This window comes from Burkholderia sp. MR1-5-21, from assembly GCF_053427715.1.
The window spans coordinates 509,483-528,856 of sequence record NZ_JBSAXD010000001.1 but is presented as its reverse complement, the minus strand read 5'-3'; the positions used below and the strand labels follow the sequence as shown (position 1 = coordinate 528,856).

Sequence of the window (19,374 nt, the reverse complement as noted above, 5' to 3'; positions counted from 1 at the left end):
TCCCGGCGGCGTGCGCGTCGTCGCACGCCGGCCCAGGGCCTGTCCTCGCTAATGACAGGCCGTCGTTCTTTCACCCGGCGTCCTGCCGGGTGCAGCCTCTTCGATATCCCAAGCATTCGTTGCGCTGCCCGTCGCCGCACGACGATTCGGTTGCCGAAATACGCACGCCACAATCGTCGACCAAGCTGCGCGGTCATGCGTGGAGCAGCGCGACGGCGTGCGCCGAACGGGTCGTAACACAAACAGGCCCACAGGTGTCTGACGACATTGGACAGGCGCGCGGCGCGAGTAAAAATGTAAAGCTAGGGTTTTCACTGGGAAATACCGGAAAGCCGCGCCGGATATGGCGGCGAGGGTGCTTCGTAACTGTTTAGTGAACCTGCGCGTTGCGTCGATCATACGATGACCGAATGTGTAACTTGGGAAATGATCGGTAATCCGTCAGAATGGCCCCCGCATGTACTCGCACATGTGTCATAAAAAACCACACCAGAAAAGAAGTCATTCTTTGAGGACGGAGAATCAATGAAAAAGCGCGTCGCTTTCGCCATGACGGCAGTGGGCCTTGCAGCCGCTACCGCCGCCCACGCCCAGAGCAGCGTGACCCTGTACGGTATCGTCGATAACGCTATCGCTTACCAGAACAACTCGTCGGCGACCAGCGCGACCTCGGGTGGTCACTCGAAGGTGCAGATGGCCACCGGCATTTGGGCAGGCAGCCGCTTCGGCCTGAAGGGCAGCGAAGATCTCGGCGGCGGCACGAAGGCGATTTTCCAGTTGGAAGCCGGCTTCAACGCGAACAACGGCACGTCGCAGTGGACCAACGGCATCTTCACGCGCCAGGCGTGGGTCGGTATGACCAACAACACGTACGGTACGCTGACGGCCGGCCGCCAGTACACCGCGTACTACACGCTGCTGTCGCCGTACAGCCCGACGACCTGGCTGACCGGCTACTACGGCGCGCACCCGGGTGATATCGACTCGCTGGATACCAGCTACCGCGCGAACAACTCGGTCGTCTACATGTCGCCGAAGTTCTACGGCTTCACGGTCGGTGGCTCGTACTCGCTCGGCGGCGTGGCAGGCAGCTTCAACCGCGGCTCGACCTGGAGCGCGGCGGTCCAGTACCTGAACGGCCCGGCAGGCATCGCAGTCGGCTACCAGCGCATCAACAACGCGACGCTCGGCGGCGGCGTGTGGGGCGCGAACTCGACCGCGCAAAACGGTCTGGACGCAAACGGCAACGGCGCGGAGCAGGCCGTGTCGTCGATCAACGGCGGCTACAAGACCGCACAGTCGCAGCAACGTGTCGCCGTGACGGCCGGTTACCAGTTCACGCCGGCGTGGGACATTTCGGTGTCGTACTCGAACGTCCAGTACATCCCGGGCACGCTGTCGGCGTTCCGCAACACGGCGATCTTCAACACGGCTGGCGCCGTGCTGCACTGGAAGGCATCGGCACAGTGGGACTTCGCGGCAGGCTACTCGTACACGGCGGCGACCGAATCGAACGGCGTCACGAGCTCGGCGAAGTACCACCAGGTCACGCTGTCGCAGTACTACAGCCTGTCGAAGCGCACGGGCCTGTACGCGGTTGAAGCGTACCAGCACGCCAGCGGCAACACGATCAGCGGCCTCACGGGCGGCATCGTCAAGGCAACGACCTCGACCGGTGACGGCGTGGGCGCAGGTTCGAACCAGAACCAGATCGCCGTCGGCGTCGGCCTGATCCACCGCTTCTGATTCCGCGCGGCGCGCGAGTGCCGCATCGGAATGCAGCACGCGAAACCGGCCTTCGGGCCGGTTTTTCTATTTCCAGCTTCCCCCCAACGCCTGAAACAGCGCCGCCGTGTCGGCGAGCCGGTCCGCCTGCGCGCGCGTCCGGTCGAGCGCGGTCTGCAGCGCCTGCCGCTGCGCGTCGAGCAGCCCGGATTCGCTGAGCCCGCCTGCCGCATAGCGCGCGGCGGAAATCGCGTTGCTCGCGTCGGCCTCGCGTGCCGCTTCGTCGCGTGACTGGAGCGCGGCCGCATCCTGCTCGACCGCGCGCATCGTGTCGGCGACCTGCTGCAGCGCGTCCAGCACGGTCTGCCGGTAGCTCGCAAATGCGGCGTCGTATGCAGCTTCGGCCGCGCGCTTCTTCGCGTGCAGTTCGCCGCCGTGAAAGAGCGGCTGCGTCAGGTTCAGTCCGAGGTTCCAGATGTTCAGGCCGTTGACGACGTCGGCGACGCGCGTGCGTTCGGAGCCGATGCCCGCCGACAACGCGAAGCGCGGATACAGGTTCGCCGTCGCGACGCCGACATTCGCGCTCGCCTGATGCAGCATCGCTTCGGCCGCACGGATGTCGGGCCGTTCGCGCGCGAGCGTCGACGGCAGCGTGACCGGCAGCGTGCCGGGCAGGTTCAGCGTGTCGAGCGGCACGTCGGGCAGGTCCGCGTCCGACGGCGGCACGCCGAGCAGGATCGCGAGCCGGTGCTCCGCCTGCGCGAGCTGGGCCGCGAGCGGCGGCAGCGACGCCTGCGTCTGCGCGAGCAGCGTGCGCTGCGCATGCACGTCCGCGAGCGATACGCCGCCCGCCGCGTGACGCGCTTCGACGATGCGCAGCTGGCGCGTCTGCGCGTCGACGAGGCGCTGCGTCAATGCGATCTGCTGCGCGAGCGACGCGCGCCGGATCGTCGTCGACACGACGTTGCCGGCGAGCGTCAGGCGTGCCGCGTCGAGTTCGTACGACTGATAGTCGACCTGCGCGCGCAGCGCCTCCAGCGCGCGCCGGTTGCCGCCGAACACGTCGAGCACGTACGACACGCTGACCGACGCGTCGTACAGCGTGAACGGCCCGGGGGCCGGCACGCTGGACGGCAGGCCGAACGCGGCGATGTCGACCTTTTCTCGCGTGGCGGACAGGTTCGCATCGACGCTCGGCAGCATCGTCGCGCCGGCTTGCGCGACATAGTTCTGCCGTGCCTCGTCGAGCCGCGCGCGCGCTTCGTCGAGCGTCGGGCTGCGCTGCCATGCGGTGTCGACGAGCCGGTTCAGCGGGGCGGAGCCGAACTGCGTCCACCAGCGCTGCGGTGCGTGCGCGTCGGTCGTGAACGTCTGCGCGTTGCCGGCCGCACCGTTCGCGGATGCCGTTGTCGCGGGCGGCTCGCCGCGCGTGTAGCGCTGCGTCGCGGGCGCGGCCGGCGCGCGGAAATCCGGGCCGACCGCACACCCGGCGGCGAGTGATGCGGCGATGGCGCATGCAGCGACGCGCGCGACGGCGCAGGCGGCGGGGCGAACACGGCACGATGGAGCGGCTGGCATCGCACGCCCCCTAGTCGAGCGTGCGCCGGTAGAAGCGCAGTGCGACGGTCATCACGACCACGGTGAACACGGCGACCGGCCACACCGACGGCCACAGGTCGACCCAGCCGTTGCCCTTCAGCAGGATGCCGCGCACGAGCCGGTTGAAGTAGGTGAGCGGCAGCAGGTTGCCGATGAACTGCGCCCATTTCGGCATCCCGGCGAACGGGAACATGAACCCGGACAGCAGGATATTCGGCAGGAAGTAGAACACCGCGAGCTGCATCGCCTGGAGCTGGTTCTGCGCAAGCGACGACAGCGTGATGCCGACCGTCAGGTTCGCCGCGATGAACAGCAGCGCCGACAGGTAAATCGCAAGCAGGCTGCCGATGAACGGCACGTCGAACACGACGCGCGCGGCGGCAAGGATGATCGACACCTGGATCAGCCCGATGAACACGTACGGCACGATCTTGCCCGTCATCACCTCGAGCGGCAGCACGGGCGTCGCGAGCAGGTTCTCCATCGTCCCGCGCTCGCGCTCGCGCGTGATCGCGAGACCCGTCATCATCACCATCGTCATCGTCAGGATCACGCCCATCAGGCCCGGCACCACGTTGTACTGCGTGATCCCCTCGGGGTTGTACAGCCGGTGCAGGCGCACGTCGAACGCGGCGGGGCGGCCGTTCAGGTGCGCGAGCGGGCCGGTCAGGTCCTTGTCCGCGAGCGGCTGCACGAGGCCCGACAGCGCCGCGATGGCCGACGCGGTCGCGACGGGATCGGTCGCATCGGCCTCGACGAGCAGCGAGGGTCGTTCGCCGCGCAGCAGCCGGCGGGAGAAATCGGCAGGAATGCTCAGCACGAACAGCACGTCGCCGCGCGCGAGCGCATGCCGGCCGGTCGCCTCGTCGGGCAGCGTCTCGACGATGTCGAAATACGCGGAGTTGCGCATCGCGGCGACGAAGCTGCGCGTGAACGGGCTCGCATCGGCGACGATCACCGCGGTCGGCAGGTGCTTCGGGTCCGTGTTGATCGCAAAGCCGAACAGCGTGAGCTGGATGATCGGCACGCCGACGATCATCGCGAACGTCACGCGGTCGCGGCGCAGCTGCAGGAATTCCTTCAGCACGATGCTCCACCAGCGCGCGATCGAGAACGACCAGCGAAACCGGAACGGCGTGCTCATGACGATGTGCCTCCGGCGCCGTTGTCCGCGATGCTCATCATGTAGATGAAGACATCTTCGAGCCCGGTGCCGATCGGCTCGACCCGCAGCGACGCATCGGCGGCGACCCGTGCGACGCTCGCTTCGAGCGCACCGTGGTCGCGGCCGCTCACGTGCAGCGCGGAGCCGAACACGACCGTCTGGTCGACGCCCGGCATCGTGCGCAGCCGCGCGGACAGCTCGGTCAGGCGCTCGCCCGTGATCGCCCAGGTCGCGAGCCCTTGCGACGCGACGATTTCCGCCGACGTGCCCTGCGCGAGCAGTTCGCCATATGCGATATACGCGAGCTTGTGGCAGCGCTCGGCTTCGTCCATGTAGTGCGTGCTGACGAGCACCGAAATGCCTTGCGCGGCCAGCCGGTGCAATTCCTCCCAGAAGTCGCGGCGCGCGGCCGGATCGACGCCGGCGGTCGGCTCGTCGAGCAGCAGCAGTTCCGGGCCGTGCAGCATGCAGGCGGCGAGCGCGAGCCGCTGCTTCCAGCCGCCCGACAGCGCGCCGGTCAACTGGTTCGCGCGGCTCGCGAGGCCGAGCGTGTCGAGCGCGCGCTCGACGGCCGCCTTGCGGTCCGGCATCCGGTACACGCGTGCGACGAAATCGAGATTCTCGCGGATCGACAGGTCTTCCCAGTACGAGAAGCGCTGCGTCATGTAGCCGACGTGGCACTTGATCTGCGCGCTGTCGCGCACGATGTCGTAGCCGAGGCAGGTGCCGCTGCCCGAGTCGGGCGTGAGCAGCCCGCACATCATCCGGATCGACGTGGTCTTGCCGCTGCCGTTCGGCCCGAGGAACCCGAAGATCTCGCCGCGCGCGACGCGCAGCGACACGTCCTTCACGACGTGCTTGTCGCCGAAGCGCTTGTTCAGCCGGTCGACGTCGATCGCATATGGGACGGGCGGCGTGTTCATTGCACGCTCACGGCGACAGGCTGGCCCGGGTGCAGCTTCGGCGCGTCGGCGACGGCCGGGCGGGCCTCGATCATGAACACGAGCTTCGTGCGGCTTTCGTTGCTGTAGATCACGGGCGGCGTGTATTCGGCTTCGCTCGACACGTAGGTGATGCGCGCGGGCACGTCGGCCGCACAGCCGTCGCAGTGGATCGCGACCGCGTGGCCCGGCGCGAGCGTCGCGACGGCGGTCTCGGGCACGAAGAAGCGCACCTTCACGTTCTGCGGCGGCAGCATCTGCACGACCGGGTTGCCGGCCTGCACCCATTCGCCGAGCCGGTACAGCGTGTCGTAGACGAGCCCGGCCGCGGGCGCGGCGACGCGCTTCTGGTCGAGCTTCCACTGCGCTTCAGCGACGGCCGCCTGCGCGGCGTCGACCTGCGCGGCCTGCGCGGCGATCTGCTGCGAACGGCCGGGCAGGCGCGCGACATCGACCTGGCTCTGCAGCTCGCGCACCTGGGCGGCGGTCGTTTGCGCGGACGCGCGCGAGTCGTCGAGCTGCTGCTTCGAGATGCCGCCCGCCGCGTATTGGCGTTCGTCGCGCGCGAGCTGGTCGGCGGCCCTGCCGGCTTGCGCGGCGGCCTGCGCGAGTTGCGCTTTCGTGACGTTCACTTCGGGCGGGCGCTTGCCGGTCTGCAGGTCGGCAAGCTGCGCCTGCGCGGCGGCGAGCTGGTGCTGCGCCTGCTGCAGCGCGGCGGTTTCGTTGACGGCTTCGAGCGCGAACGCGGGCGCGTTCGCGGCGATGTTCTGGCCGCGCTGCACGGCGAGTTGCGTCAGCGTGCCCGATTGCGACGACGACAGATAGACGAACTCGCCTTCGACATAGCCCTGGTAGGTTGCCCGGTCGCTCGTGCGCTGCCCGCAGCCGGTGGCAAGCACGACGCACGCGACAAGCGCGAACGGCATGGCGCGGGCCGGTGTCATGATCGGCTCCGGGGGGCGCGCGTGCGGCGGGCTGGCGCAGCGGCGGGCGGCTGCAGGCCGAAGCCGAGCAGCGCGCGCACGTGCCGCTGCAGCACGTCGCGATCGACCGGCGGCATCCCGCGCGCGCTTTGCCACAGTTTCGCGGTGGCGAGCGGCAGCATCACGAGCGCGATGATCGACTGGAACAGGAGCGCTGGCTCGAGCGCGGGGTTCACGGTGCCGGCCTGCTGCGCGTGGCGGATGCGCTCGGCGAAGCGTCCGACGTGTTCGAGCGGGATGCGTTTGACCATCCGTTCGCGCAGCAGGCCGCCTTCGTTGACGATCTCGCGCAGCCACAGCGACGGCAGCCACGGCATCCGCGCGGTGACGTCGAAGAAGCGGTCGACGAGCTCCGCGATGAGCGCAAACGGATCCTGCTCGACCTGCGGTTCGGTCGGCCGCCAGACGAACGCGATCACCTGCATCAGGCGCTCCTCGACGATCGCGTCCAGCAGCTGCTCGCGGTTCGTGAAGTAGTAATGCACCATCGCCGACGTGACGCCCGCGGCGCCGGCAATCTGCGCGACCGTCGTGGCCGCGATGCCGCGCTCGGCGAACAGGCCGGTCGCGATGTCGAGCATGTGGTTGCGCAGGTCGAAATCGTCCACCGACGGGCGGCGCCCGCGCGGCCTGGCGATGGCGGATTTCGCGTTCATGCAGACGACGCTAATTGATGAGTTAGTTAATTTCAAGGAAGGGTTTTCAACGACGTTGACGGGCGTCAGGTGGAGCGCGAAGCGGGGGGCGGGTGTGGGCCGTTTGGTCGCGCAGACATGCGGTGCGGCTGCGGGCAAATGTAGGGAGTGGCTACAGAAACCGATGGTGGAGGCCATATGGATTGCGTGACATCGCGACTCCTTGGCCGTCAGTTCATGTGTCGCATACGGAGATTCGCGCGGGCTCTTTTTAGGATAAGAGCCAGAAATCTGGTGTCAGTCCGCTGTCGTGTTGTAAATCAGAGACACGGCGAAGTGAAGAATCCATTTGCATTGAAACAGGGTGGTGGAAAGTTATTGCTTCGCGGTAAGTGTCAAGAAATTATTTTGGTCATGATTTTTCTTCATCGTTAATTTACTTTCTGGCACCTTCGGCGTGACTCTCGCATTTCGACTTCAATCTCCCGCAGAACTGCGGCGATGCAGATATAGCGGAGCGATTGTTGGAGATCGATGAGCAAATGACGCTCGGCGGATGATGGGGGTGAGCCGCCGTGCTTGGTTTTCCACAATTTAAAACTGACTTGGAAGATGTATTCAAACTGTCAATTTATATTTTCAAGATGGATGTGCGCGGCCGATTTTTTGATCCGAGGATTGTCGTGGTTGCGTGAACACATGGCGATTAATGTCCGGTTCGCCATCAGAGAGTGAATGTTTTTGTTGTTCCTGACATTTACCTGACGACTATTTCGGTAAATTATGGCGCCAGTGACCAATCATTACGCCGCTGACATAAGTGAAGAATCGAGAAACTTCGGCAGCGTTGATTTCGGCGTTGGCGAGTGTTTCTGCGCTGGCACAAGGCATTCCGCCGTCCGAAATCACGCCTGGCCCGCAAATCCAGCGTTTGCAGCAACAGCAGCTTGAGGCGACCAAGGAACTGAATCCTCGTCCGAACGTGCTGACGCCGACCGGCGAAACGCGGTCAGTGGCCGGCGTCACGACTCTCCCGCTTGATAACCCGTGCTTTCCGATCAAGGAAGTCGTGCTGGAAGACAACGCGTTCGGCTGGCTGGCGCGTTTGCTGCAACCGGTCGTCGGCCAATGCGTCGGCAAGACCGCGCTCAAGCAGATTCACGACGCTGCCAACAACGCATTGATCGGGCGGGGGTATGTGACGTCACGCGTGCTCGTGCCGACTCAATCGCTGCAATCGGGGACGCTGACGCTGCGTGTGGTACCGGGCCGGATCAGCAGCGTGCGCGAGGACAAGCCGGCAATCGGCTGGCTGCGTGCGGCACTGCCGGCCTCATCGGGCGCGCTGCTGAATCAGCGGGACATCGACCAGGGCCTCGAGAACCTGCGGCGGTTGCAATCCCAATCCGATGCCACGTTCGATATCGCGCCGGGTGCGAGGCCAGGCGAATCGGAACTCGTCCTGCATCCCGGAACCGGTAAGCGCTGGCATGCCGTCATCGGTGCGGACAACGCGGGGCTGGATACGACAGGCAAGTACGAACTGTCCGGCGCGCTCACGTTCGACTCGCCGCTACACCTGTACGACCAACTGCAGATTGCCGGTACGACCAACGCGAACGTCGGCGCGTCGGACAAGGGTAACCAGTCGGTATCAGCGAATTACAGTGTGCCGATGGGTTATGTGCTGCTGACGTTGAGCGCAAGCCGCTCCCGCTACAAGCAAACTGTCGCAGGCTTTGACGAGCCGATCGAATACGGCGGTGTCCAGTCTCGGCTTCAGGCCGGGTTGTCCGGCGTGATCTATCGAAACGCGCATGCGCGTACTGAAGTTCACGGCAACCTGTTCCACAAGATCAGTCGCAACTCAATCGACGGTATCGATATTCCGGTACAGCATCGCGACGTCATCGGCTACGAGCTCGGCCTGTCGCATCGGCGGTACATCGGTAGCGTTGCCCTCGACGGATCGTTCGCATGGCGCGCATCGTTGCCGGGCCTGTCCAGCAATTCGGGCACGGTGGTCGGGGCACCCGACTTCGACGGCAAGACTCAGGTCGAGTTGGCGAGCCTCAATGCCCAACTCCCTTTCAAGCTTGGTGATCAGACGTTCTCGTACCAGTTCGGCTGGAACATGCAGAACGCGCGCACGGCGCTGACGCCTTCCGACTATTTCACGATCGGCACGCGCCATGCAGTGCGCGGCTTCGATCAGCAACTGACGCTGGCCGCGGAAAGCGGCTGGACGATTTCGAACGAACTGGATTGGTACGTGCCGACCCCTGTCGGCACGCAGGCGCTGTATGCCGGCGTCGATGCAGGACGCGTGCGCGGGCCGGCGGCGCAATACGTGCTCGGCAAGACGCTCGTCGGCGCCGTCGTCGGCGTGCGCGGCAATCTCGCGCCGAAACACGCGCTCGGCGCGGCGCTGAACTATGACGTCTCGCTTGGCTGGCCGCTGTCGAAACCGCGAGGGTTCAAGACGAACTCCCCGACGCTGCTCGTTCAGGCCAATACGTTGTTCTAACGAGTGGGGCCAAGCGGGATGCGGGGTGTCGGCAAGCAAGGTGTGACAGAGGCCGGCCGTATCCACGAACGTGGATACAACAGGGCCGATACGTAATCGAAAACAAGACGATCATGAATTCCGGAATCTTTCGCTTGGTGTTCAGTGCCGTGCGCGGCATGTTGGTAGCGGTCGATGAACACGCACCGGCGGCATCGGCGCATCGGGGCGGTGAACGCGCTCGCGTGCGGCGCGCGGTTCGCGCTGCGGCGGTGGATTGCGGAATCTCGATCTGGTTTGCTGCACGCGCGACCGCCTTTGCCGCGCTCTGCGCGTTCGGCATGCAGCCGCTCGTGGCGGATGCCCAAGCCACACTGCCGATCACGCCCGATCGCAGCGGGTCGACCCATCCGGTCGTCGGCGTGTCGGCATCGGGTGTCCCGCTTGTCAACATCACTGCACCGAAGAACGGTGTCTCGCTGAACAACTTCACGCAGTACAACGTCGGTACTAAGGGTGCGGTACTGGTCAACAGCGGCCGGGACACGCAGTCGCGGCTGGCTGGGTGGGTGCAAGGGAACCCGTTTCTAGGTAACAACGCCGCGCGCGTGATCGTCAACCAGGTCACGTCGGGCAATCCCAGTCAGCTCCTTGGGCCAACCGAGATTGCAGGCAGTCGCGCGAACCTCGTGATCGCAAACCCGGCGGGCATCACGTGTGCGGGTTGCGGCTTTCTGAATGTGCCGAGAGTGACGCTGACAACCGGCGTGCCGACTTTCAATCCCGACCGAACGTTGGCCGGCTTCAACGTGACGCAAGGGCAAATCGGCATCGGCGGTGCGGGGCTGGATGCGCGCGGCAGCGCGATCGACCTGATTGCACGAGCGATGTCGATCAACGGAGAGGTGTGGGCGAATTCCATCAACGTGATTTCCGGTGCGAACCAGATCGAATTTGCGAACAACGCTGCACAGGCCCAGCTTGGAACAAGTGCGATGCCGGGTGTCGCGATCGACGTCAAGGCGCTCGGCAGCATGTTCGCGAACAGCGTGCGCATGATCGGGACTGAAGCCGGGGTGGGCGTGCGGAACGCGGGTTCCGTCACGTCACTGACCGGCGATATTCAAGTCTCGAACAATGGCGATGTGACGATCGCACCGACGGCGCGTCTTCAGTCGGCGGCGAACACCCGGATCGACGGTGCCAACGTCGTTCAGCAAGGCGCGATCGTCAGTTCGCAGGCGACGGACCTGAACGCGTCACAGGCGCTGTCGAATGCCGGAACGATTTCGTCGGGCGTCGACACGAACCTGACCAGCGTGACTTCGCTCCGCAACAGCGGTCAGGTTTATGCGGGCGTCGATGCGGCAGGTAATCTGGCCGGCGGCGGCTCCATTGCGGCGCGCGCGGCGAATATGACGAACAGCGGAACGCTGGCGGCCGGCGACGACGTGAATCTGTTCGCGAACGATGTCACGCTGGACCACGGGACCGTCAATGCGACCAGAGCGGTCAACGTCACGACAAGCGGCACGCTGTCGAACGTCGCCGGAACCATGAGCGGCCGGAACCTGACAGTGAACGTCGGCCGGTTGGTGAACGACGCAGGCACCATCAGCTCGCACAACCTCGCGAATGTGGCCGCGCAATCGGTTTCGAACCGGGAGGGCACGCTGGCAGCGGATGCGTTGTCGCTGAATTCTGCCGGGACGCTCGACAATACGCAGGGGTACATTACCGCGAGCACGGCAAAGATCGCCGCAACCGACATCACGAATGTGGCGGGTGAGATCAGCACATCGACGGACGTGTTGGCGCTGACGGCGACCGGGAAAGTCGCGAATGACAGCGGCAGGATCTCGGGCGCTAATGGACTCACGCTGACGGCGAACACGATCTCGAATGCACAGGGCCAGATCGGTTCGGTCGCTGGCGACACGTCACTCGATGTCGCGCGATCGTTCGACAACGCGAGCGGCAAGGTAGCGTCCGGGAACGACCTGTCGATAAAAGCAGCGCACCTCGACAACAGTGCCGGTTCGATCAGCGCGCATGCCGCGCGGATTCAATCCACCGACGTCGTCAATGCGGGCGGGCAGATCGGCACCGCCGATGCGCTGACCTTGACGATTACGGGAGCGGTTTCGAACCGCTCAGGCGCCATCGTCGGCGGCAATGGTCTGTCGCTGACCGCGAACAGTGTCGACAATGCATCGGGCAGGATGGGATCGGCCAGGGGCAACACGACGCTGCGCGCCACGCAGAGCGTGACGAATACGGGTGGCATAGTCAGCTCGGCCAACCGGCTCGAGGTGGTGACCGACACGGTCGACAATTTGCGCGGCAGCATCACGGCGGCTCAGGATGTGCAGATCGGGACCAGAAACCTGACGAACGAGGGCGGCGAGTTCGGTTCGATGTCGGGGGACTTGTCGCTGACGGCGACACGCACGGCTTCGAACGACGGCGGCAAGCTGGTTGGCGCAACGGGTCTGTCGGCAACGGCAGCTACGTTGACTAACCGGGCAGGCCAGATCGGCACGTCCTCCGGTGACATGACGTTGATCGTCTCGCGGGTGCTCGACAACACCCGGGGCAAGATTGCTTCCGCCGGAGCGCTGAACACGCAGGCCGGTACGATCGACAACACGCAAGGCATGATCTCCGCGGATACCGTCACGTTTGACACGGGCGGCGTGCTGACGAACGCAGGCGGCACGATCGGAGCGACGCGCGATACGAGCGTGACCGCACAGGCCGTATCGAATCACGACGGCACCATTGGCTCCGTCTCTGGGGAATTGTCGGTCACGACGTCAGGCGCGACCGACAATTCGGGTGGCAAGCTGCTGGCGTCAGGCGATACGACCTTGACCAACGCGGGCCTGCAGAACGCAAGCGGCATGATCACGGGCGCGAGCGTTACCGTCGCATCGGGCCAGGGCTCGATCGACAACAGGCTCGGGACCGTGGCGGCGAGCCGATCGCTGACGAGTCGTTCAGGTACGTTCGATAACCGGTCTGGTCTGGTGCAGGCCACGGTGGCGGTCGACGTCGATACACGCGGCCGGGCGTTCGACAACAGTGTGCTGGCCGGTCAATCAACGAGTGGCGAGGTTCTCGGCAACGGCGTGACGCTGACCACCGGTGCACTGAGCAACTCGGGCGGTGCGGTGTCGTCGAGCGGCGCGGCGACCGTCAACGCGGCATCGGTGACCAACGACGCTGGTTCGCTGGTCGCAGACGGCACATTGACGGTACAGAGTGCCGGCGCGGTGTCGAACGTGGCCGGCCAGATTGGCGGCAACAGCGATGTGAGCGTGTCCGGCACGACCATCGACAATACCCGTGGTGCAATGCATGCGAGCGGTGCGCTATCGGTCACGGGCAACACGATTCACAATGCACGGACGTCGAATTCGACGTTACCGACAACGGCAGGCGTCCCGGGTCTGGTCGCGGGGATGGAGGGGGCCAGCGTCGCCCTCAACGCGAGCCGGACGCTCGACAACACGGCTGGCTCGATCCGGGCAGACAAGGATGCGACGCTGACTGCCACGACGATCGACAACACGTCAGGCAGCATCCAGTCGAAGGGCGCGGCGACACTGACGGCTTCGAATACGCTGTTGAACGGCCAGGGCGACGTCAATGGCAGCCGGCAACTGAAGGTTTCGACGAATACCCTCATCAACGATGGCAAGCTGCAGTCGGCCGGTGATGTCAGCGTGACGACGCATGGCGACCTCGCCAACAGCGGCCAGATCGTGGCCGGCCACGATCTCACGGCGACGGCAGGCGGCCTCCTCGACAACAGCGGCACCCTGTCGGCAGGCCATACCGCGAACGTGAACGCCGATACCGTGCGGAACCGCGCGACAGGCGAATTTTTCGGCAGCAACGCTACAAACGTCCATGTGAATCGATCGCTGACCAATGAAGGGTTGATCGACGGCGGCGCAACGACGGTGACGGCCGGCGAGTCCGTCACGAATGCGGGCGGCCGAATCTACGGTGACATCGTTGCGGTGGGCGCGAACACCGTCATCAACGATCAGAATGCCGACGGCGTGGGTGGCGTGATCGCATCGCGCGCCGACCTCGACATCGGCGCGCAGACGCTCGAGAACCAGAACAACGCACTGATCTATGCGAGCAACGACATGCGCGTCGGCGGCGCGCTGGACGCGAACCGGCAGGCAGCGGGCGCTGCGCAGACCGTGACGAACAATGGCGCACAGATGGACGCCCGACGCGACGTCACGATCAGCGCGAACCGATTCGAGAACCTCAACGCGAATTTCCAGACCACGACGATCACGACCGACAGCGGCAACAAGTTGTGGTATCAGGTGCCGGGCTCGACCGAAAAAATCGACCCGTCGACCGTTTACCTGTATCAAAAGAACAGTCAGGAAATCCACCCGGGTACGGACTATCAGTGGGCGCTGGACGACGATCAGAAATTCATTCTGTTGCCGTCGACGAAGTATCCGTTCGCGGAGTACGCGAAGTACACGCTGAATGGCATCGCAGGCAAGATCGACAAGACCACGTATGCTGCATCGAATTTCGGCGTGGACGAGGTGGCGGCCAAGACTGGCGCTTATCGCACGGTGCCGGCCGACATATGGGCAACCTTCGGGGTTGCACCGCCGCCGGACGCGAATCCGGCGTGGATGACGCCCGGTCCGTTCCTCATGACCGGGATCGCAGGCCTGTTCAACGGCAGGTACGGCGTGGGCGATGACTGGTTTGCAGTCAAGCCGCCCACGGAGGCGGACGTGACTGGCGACAAGCCACCTTTGTTCGGCCCACCGAGCCCATCGTGCCTGACGTCGGCGAATCCGGCATGCGCGCCGTTCCAGCAGTGGTATCAGGCGACCACGGCCGCCTATCAGAACCTGAATCGGGCCGTCGCCGCATACAACGCGGATGTGTCGGGCCGGCTCGTGGAGACCTACACCGTCTATGCGGTCGACGTGAAATCGACCAAGGATGTCGTGACCGCGTCTCAACCCGGCACGATCACGGCCGGACGGCATATCACGATCAATACGCCATCTGGTGTCAACGACAAGAGCCAGATTATCGCCGGCGACGGCAACAAGCCGACGAATGTGCAGAACATCGGTGCGATCGGCAGCGAGGCGTTTGCGGGTTCGGGCAAGGCGATCCATACGTGGGTCCAGTCGGGTGGAGCGTTCAGCGGGGACGAGCGCGCGACTTCGACGACCGACTACGCGCCGGCCATCCCGTCGCGGACCATCGATCTCCCGGTCGTGCTGACCGATCCGGCCAAGCCGTCGAATCCGATCAAAAGTGCCGCGGTTGCGACATCCGCCGTGCAGGGTGTGAGTGGAACGGGGGTGACGCCTGTGACCGGCAAGGAAGTTGGCGGACAGGTAGTCTCCGGTGCTTCTGTACAGGGCGTCGGAATCGAGATGGTATTCGCGGTGCCGGCGAATGTTGGCGGCGTCGTGGTGCGCACAGTGACACCGAATACGCGCCTGCCGAACAATGCGCTCTATCAGGTCGCGGCGGATCCGGGCAGTCGCATCCTGATCGAGACAGATCCGCGCTTTACCGACTACCGGAAATGGCTGTCGAGCGACACGATGCTGGATGCGCTCAAGGTCGATCCGAACACAGTGCTCAAGCGGATCGGCGATGGCTTCTACGAGCAACAACTGATCCAGCAGCAGATCATCCGGGTGACCGGCCAACGTTTCATCGGCGACTATTCGGACAACCAGAGCGAATACGAAGCGCTGATGGCGAGCGGCGTGACGGCGGCGCAGCAGTTCGGGCTGAACGTCGGCACGGCGCTGACCGACGCACAGATGGCGGCGCTGACGAGCGACATCGTGTGGCTGGTCAATCAGACCGTGACGTTACCGGACGGTAGCCAGCAAACGGTTCTGGTTCCGCAGGTGTATCTGCGCGCGAATGCGGCGGACCTTACCGGCGAAGGGACGATCATCGCCGGCAAGAACGTGACGGTGGATGCGGACGGCGCCTACAGGAATACGGGCGCGATCGCGAGCCGGAACGTCACCATCATCCGTGCGGAATCGATCGAGAACAGCGGGACGGTCGCGGGCGGTACCGTGCTGGCGAGTGCAAACAAGGATCTGAACGACCTCGGCGGCTTGATTCAGGGAAACACCGTCTCATTGTCGGCCGGACGCGACCTCAATCTGACGAGCACCACGAGTTCGGCGACGGCGAAGAGCGGCAGTGCGACGGGCATCGATCGCGTGTCGACGATCAACGCCGGGACATTGGTTGCGCAGGCCGGCGATGACCTGAATACGAATGCCGCGGCGATTGCAACGACGGGTGATGCGGCCCTGGTCGCGGGCAATGACGTCAATCTCGATGCGGTGCGCCAGAGCAGCCAGGACGCGGTCAGGTGGGATGACCGCAATCACGCGGAGCATTCGGCATCGAGCGATACGGGGACGCAGATTGCAACGGGCGGTAGCCTTGCGATCGCGGCGGGCCGGGATGTCAATACGACGGCGGCTTATGCGAACGCGCAGGGTGCGATCGGAGTGAGTGCCGGGCGTGACGTGAACCTGAGCGCCGGCGAACAGAGTGCGAGTGCGAACGACGAACACTATCGGAAGGAGAGCGGTTTCCTGTCGTCGAAGTCGACGCACACGATCGATTCGAGCAGCTACACGAATGCGGTCGGCACGACGTTGTCGGGTAATACCGTCGCGGTGCAGGCTGGAAACGACCTGACGGCGAAAGCTGCGACGATCGCCGGCACGCGTGACGTGAGTCTCGCGGCCGGCCACGATCTGACGATCACGACGGCGGATACTGCGTCGAGCGAGTATCACTTCAAGGATGTCAGGAAATCGGGGCTCGGCAGCGCAGGCGCCGGGATTTCGTACGGCACGAACCGGACGACCGATACGAGCCGCGATACCGTGAAGGGATCGCGAGGCAGCCTGGTCGGCAGCACGGACGGCAGCGTGTCCCTGCAAGCGGGCAACAAGCTTCATGTCACCGGCTCCGACATCGTCGCGGCGCAAGATGTGACGGGGATCGCGAAGGAGGTGACGATCGATGCGTCGCAGACCAACCGTCACCACGAAGAAACCCACGAAGTGAAGACCACCGGTTTCTCGCTGGCGGTGAAGTCGCCCGTCATCGATGCGATCCAGAACGTAAACCAGCAGGCGCAGGGGGCGGGCAACGGTCAGGACGGACGGGCCGCGGCGCTGCATGCGATCGCGGCAGCCGGTGGCATGGCAGATACGGTCGCGGCAACGGGCAATTTGACGAATGCGCTCAGTGACCCGAAGGGCAAAGTGGACGCGAAGGTCGAGCTGAGTTTCGGTTCGTCGCACGCCAAGACGACATACATCGAGGACATCACGCAAAACAACGGCAGCAGCGTGAAGGCCGGTGGCACGGCTGCCTTTGTTGCGACGGGCGACAAGAACGCCGGGCAGGGCAACGTGACGATCCAGGGATCGGATGTGAGCGCGAAGGATGTGCTGCTGAAGGCGACCAATCAGGTCAATCTCATTAGCAGTACGGACACGGATAGCACGCGCAGCACGAACGAGTCGAAGAGCGCGAGTTTCGGTGTGTCGGTGGGGACCGGTGGTTTGGGGGTGTCGGCATCGATGTCGCGCGCGCATGGCGATGGCAATTCGGATGCAGCCACGCAGAACAACACGCATATCAACGCGAGCAATACGGCGGCGATCGTCAGCGGCGGCGATACCAGCATCGTTGGGGCGAACGTCAATGCGAACAAGGTGATTGCGGATGTCGGCGGCGATCTGAATCTCGCGTCGGTGCAGGATACGAGCCAGAGCGCGGCCCATCAGAGTAGTGCCGGCGGTGGGTTCAACGCGAGCATGAGTGGGGCGAGTGCCAGTGTCAGCGTGCAGAACGGCCATGCGAGGGGCAGCTATGCGGGTGTGAACGAGCAGTCAGGTATTCAGGCGGGGGACGGCGGATTCGACATCAACGTCAAGGGCAATACGGATCTGAAGGGCGCGTACGTCGCGAGTACGGCGACGCCGGACAAGAACCAGCTCACGACGGGGACGCTGTCGTTCTCGGATGTTCAAAACCACTCCGAACACGATGCGAGCAGCTTCGGGATCAGTGCGGGTGGTGGTGTCGGGAACGGCGGTAACAACTACGCGACGCATGGGCCGACGAGCGGGAAGAACACGGGTGGGGCGCTGCCGCTCTATGTAAGTGTGAGCGACAGCAGCGATGCGACCACGAAGAGCGCGATCAGCGCGGGCACCATCACCATCACGGACACGGCGAACCAGAAGCAGGATGTGACGACGCTCGAGCGCGATGCGTCGAATCTGAATGGCACGGTCAGCAAGACGCCGGATTTGCAGCAGGTGTTGAGCAATCAGTCGGATCGGATCAACGCGGCGCAAGCGGCGGCGGAGACGATTGCGAAGCAGATTGGCAGCTATGCGGACAAAAAGCAGCGGGATGCGCAGACAGCAGCGGCGAATGAAACCGATCCGAAGCTCCGGGCGCAATATCTGCAAGAAGCCAAGGATTGGGCCGAAGGTGGCGACAATCGGGCCGCACTGCATATCGCGGGTGGGGCGTTGACCGGTGGCTTGACCGGAGGCGGCTTGGGGGCCGCAGGCGGCGCGGCGGGTGCGGGGCTGTCGGCGAAGCTCGCGCCGCAACTGAATGAAATCGCGCAGTCGATCAAGGACGCGGGGCCGACGGGTAGCCAGAACGTCGACGAGCTGCTGGGGAATCTTGCGTCGAATGTGTTGGCTGGTGGTGCGGGTGCGTTGGTTGGAGGTGGAGCGGGGGCGTTGTCTGGGGCGAGTGTGGATCGGTTTAATCGGCAGTTGTATCAAGACGCGCAATTCGACGAACGCGCGCTCGCAAAGAAGTTGGCGGAAAAGAGTAACGGGCAATACACACAGGCGCAGATCGAAGATCAAATGCGGATCATGGCAGCATCGATTGGGATGCGACATGAATCTGGTGCGCCGACCACATTAGTGGGGCAAGTGCCGACGGATAGCGGGGCGCAGTGGGTCGGTGCGAAGCCGACGGCTGATGGAAAAATGGTGCTGACCCAGAAGACGGCACAACCTGATCCAAAGATTCAAGCGTACATCCTGAACAATTACAACACGGTGATGCCGGGTGATGTGCCGAGCATGGTTACGTATGATCGGCCTGCTGGTACTGGTTGGGGATTCAACGTGACCGGGCCATTTACGAAGTTTGATCAGTCGGATGTGAACTATGTGAAGAACACGACGGCGGATGCGGCATCGATGGTTTCGACAAATGCGGGGCGGTTTGGAGCAGTGACGACTGCGCTGGCGAACGTCCCATCACCATACTCTGGTGGACTCTCAGCAGCAGCTTATGCTGCAACAGTTGCTGGATTCGCGGCTGACGCTCTGGGCCAAATCGTTAAACCGGATGTGGGTCAATACGCCGTATCTGGTGTCACTGGTTTAATTGCGGGAAATCTGTCAGATCGTGTTCCGGGGTTAGGGCCAGCGATAAACGAGACAGTGAACACGTTCAACAATAGCGGCGCAGGCCAGCAGACGCAGAATTATGTGAATAGATACTGGATTGACTTCGTTAATTATTGGGGCGGCAAGTGATAAAAATTCGATTTATTGAGGATGGGAATTTTTCGCGATGGATGCGGACTAGCCTACTTACTATTGGTGTTCTAATTATGTTCGTTGCGTACAAGTACGTACCACCCGCTCCGTTTGGAGGTTTCCTGCTGCTGTTCGGGTTGGGGGTCGCGGCTGTTGGCGGGTACGCGAGTAGG

8 protein-coding genes are annotated in these 19,374 nt (G+C 64.0%); 3 read left to right on the top strand and 5 right to left on the bottom strand.

Annotation, left to right across the window (positions count from 1 at the left end):
* Positions 1 to 525: 525 nt before the first annotated feature.
* Positions 526 to 1,746, top strand: coding sequence for a porin (locus tag ACV229_RS02230; RefSeq protein ID WP_448081478.1), 1,221 nt, complete (start codon positions 526 to 528; stop codon positions 1,744 to 1,746).
* Between the two features lie 66 nt (positions 1,747 to 1,812).
* Here the strand turns inward: ACV229_RS02230 and ACV229_RS02225 are convergent, their stop codons facing one another.
* The 5 genes from ACV229_RS02225 to ACV229_RS02205 are packed head-to-tail and all read right to left on the bottom strand — an operon-like array spanning position 1,813 to position 7,069.
* The gene (locus ACV229_RS02225; RefSeq protein WP_448081477.1) at positions 1,813 to 3,303 is read right to left on the bottom strand and encodes an efflux transporter outer membrane subunit; all 1,491 of its coding nucleotides are present in this window, start codon (positions 3,301 to 3,303) and stop codon (positions 1,813 to 1,815) included.
* A gap of 10 nt (positions 3,304 to 3,313) precedes the next feature.
* Positions 3,314 to 4,468: an ABC transporter permease gene (locus ACV229_RS02220; RefSeq protein WP_448081476.1), complete on the bottom strand. Its 1,155-nt coding sequence runs from the start codon at positions 4,466 to 4,468 to the stop codon at positions 3,314 to 3,316.
* Entirely contained in the window at positions 4,465 to 5,412 is a 948-nt protein-coding gene (locus tag ACV229_RS02215; RefSeq protein ID WP_448081475.1) for an ABC transporter ATP-binding protein, read from the bottom strand. Before ACV229_RS02215 ends, ACV229_RS02220 begins: the two co-directional genes overlap by 4 nt.
* Positions 5,409 to 6,374: an HlyD family secretion protein gene (locus ACV229_RS02210; RefSeq protein WP_448081474.1), complete on the bottom strand. Its 966-nt coding sequence runs from the start codon at positions 6,372 to 6,374 to the stop codon at positions 5,409 to 5,411. The genes ACV229_RS02215 and ACV229_RS02210 overlap by 4 nt, the downstream gene beginning before the upstream one ends.
* Positions 6,371 to 7,069 carry a TetR/AcrR family transcriptional regulator gene (locus ACV229_RS02205; RefSeq protein ID WP_448081565.1) on the bottom strand — a complete coding sequence of 233 codons (699 nt, stop codon included), beginning with the start codon at positions 7,067 to 7,069 and terminating at the stop codon, positions 6,371 to 6,373. The genes ACV229_RS02210 and ACV229_RS02205 overlap by 4 nt, the downstream gene beginning before the upstream one ends.
* A 799-nt stretch (positions 7,070 to 7,868) precedes the next feature.
* On the opposite strand from ACV229_RS02205, the gene ACV229_RS02200 reads away from it, so the two are divergent.
* Complete coding sequence (locus tag ACV229_RS02200) at positions 7,869 to 9,575, top strand: ShlB/FhaC/HecB family hemolysin secretion/activation protein (protein ID WP_448081473.1); 1,707 nt, start codon at positions 7,869 to 7,871, stop codon at positions 9,573 to 9,575.
* A gap of 113 nt (positions 9,576 to 9,688) precedes the next feature.
* Positions 9,689 to 19,198, top strand: coding sequence for a two-partner secretion domain-containing protein (locus ACV229_RS02195; RefSeq protein ID WP_448081472.1), 9,510 nt, complete (start codon positions 9,689 to 9,691; stop codon positions 19,196 to 19,198).
* Positions 19,199 to 19,374 lie beyond the last annotated feature (176 nt).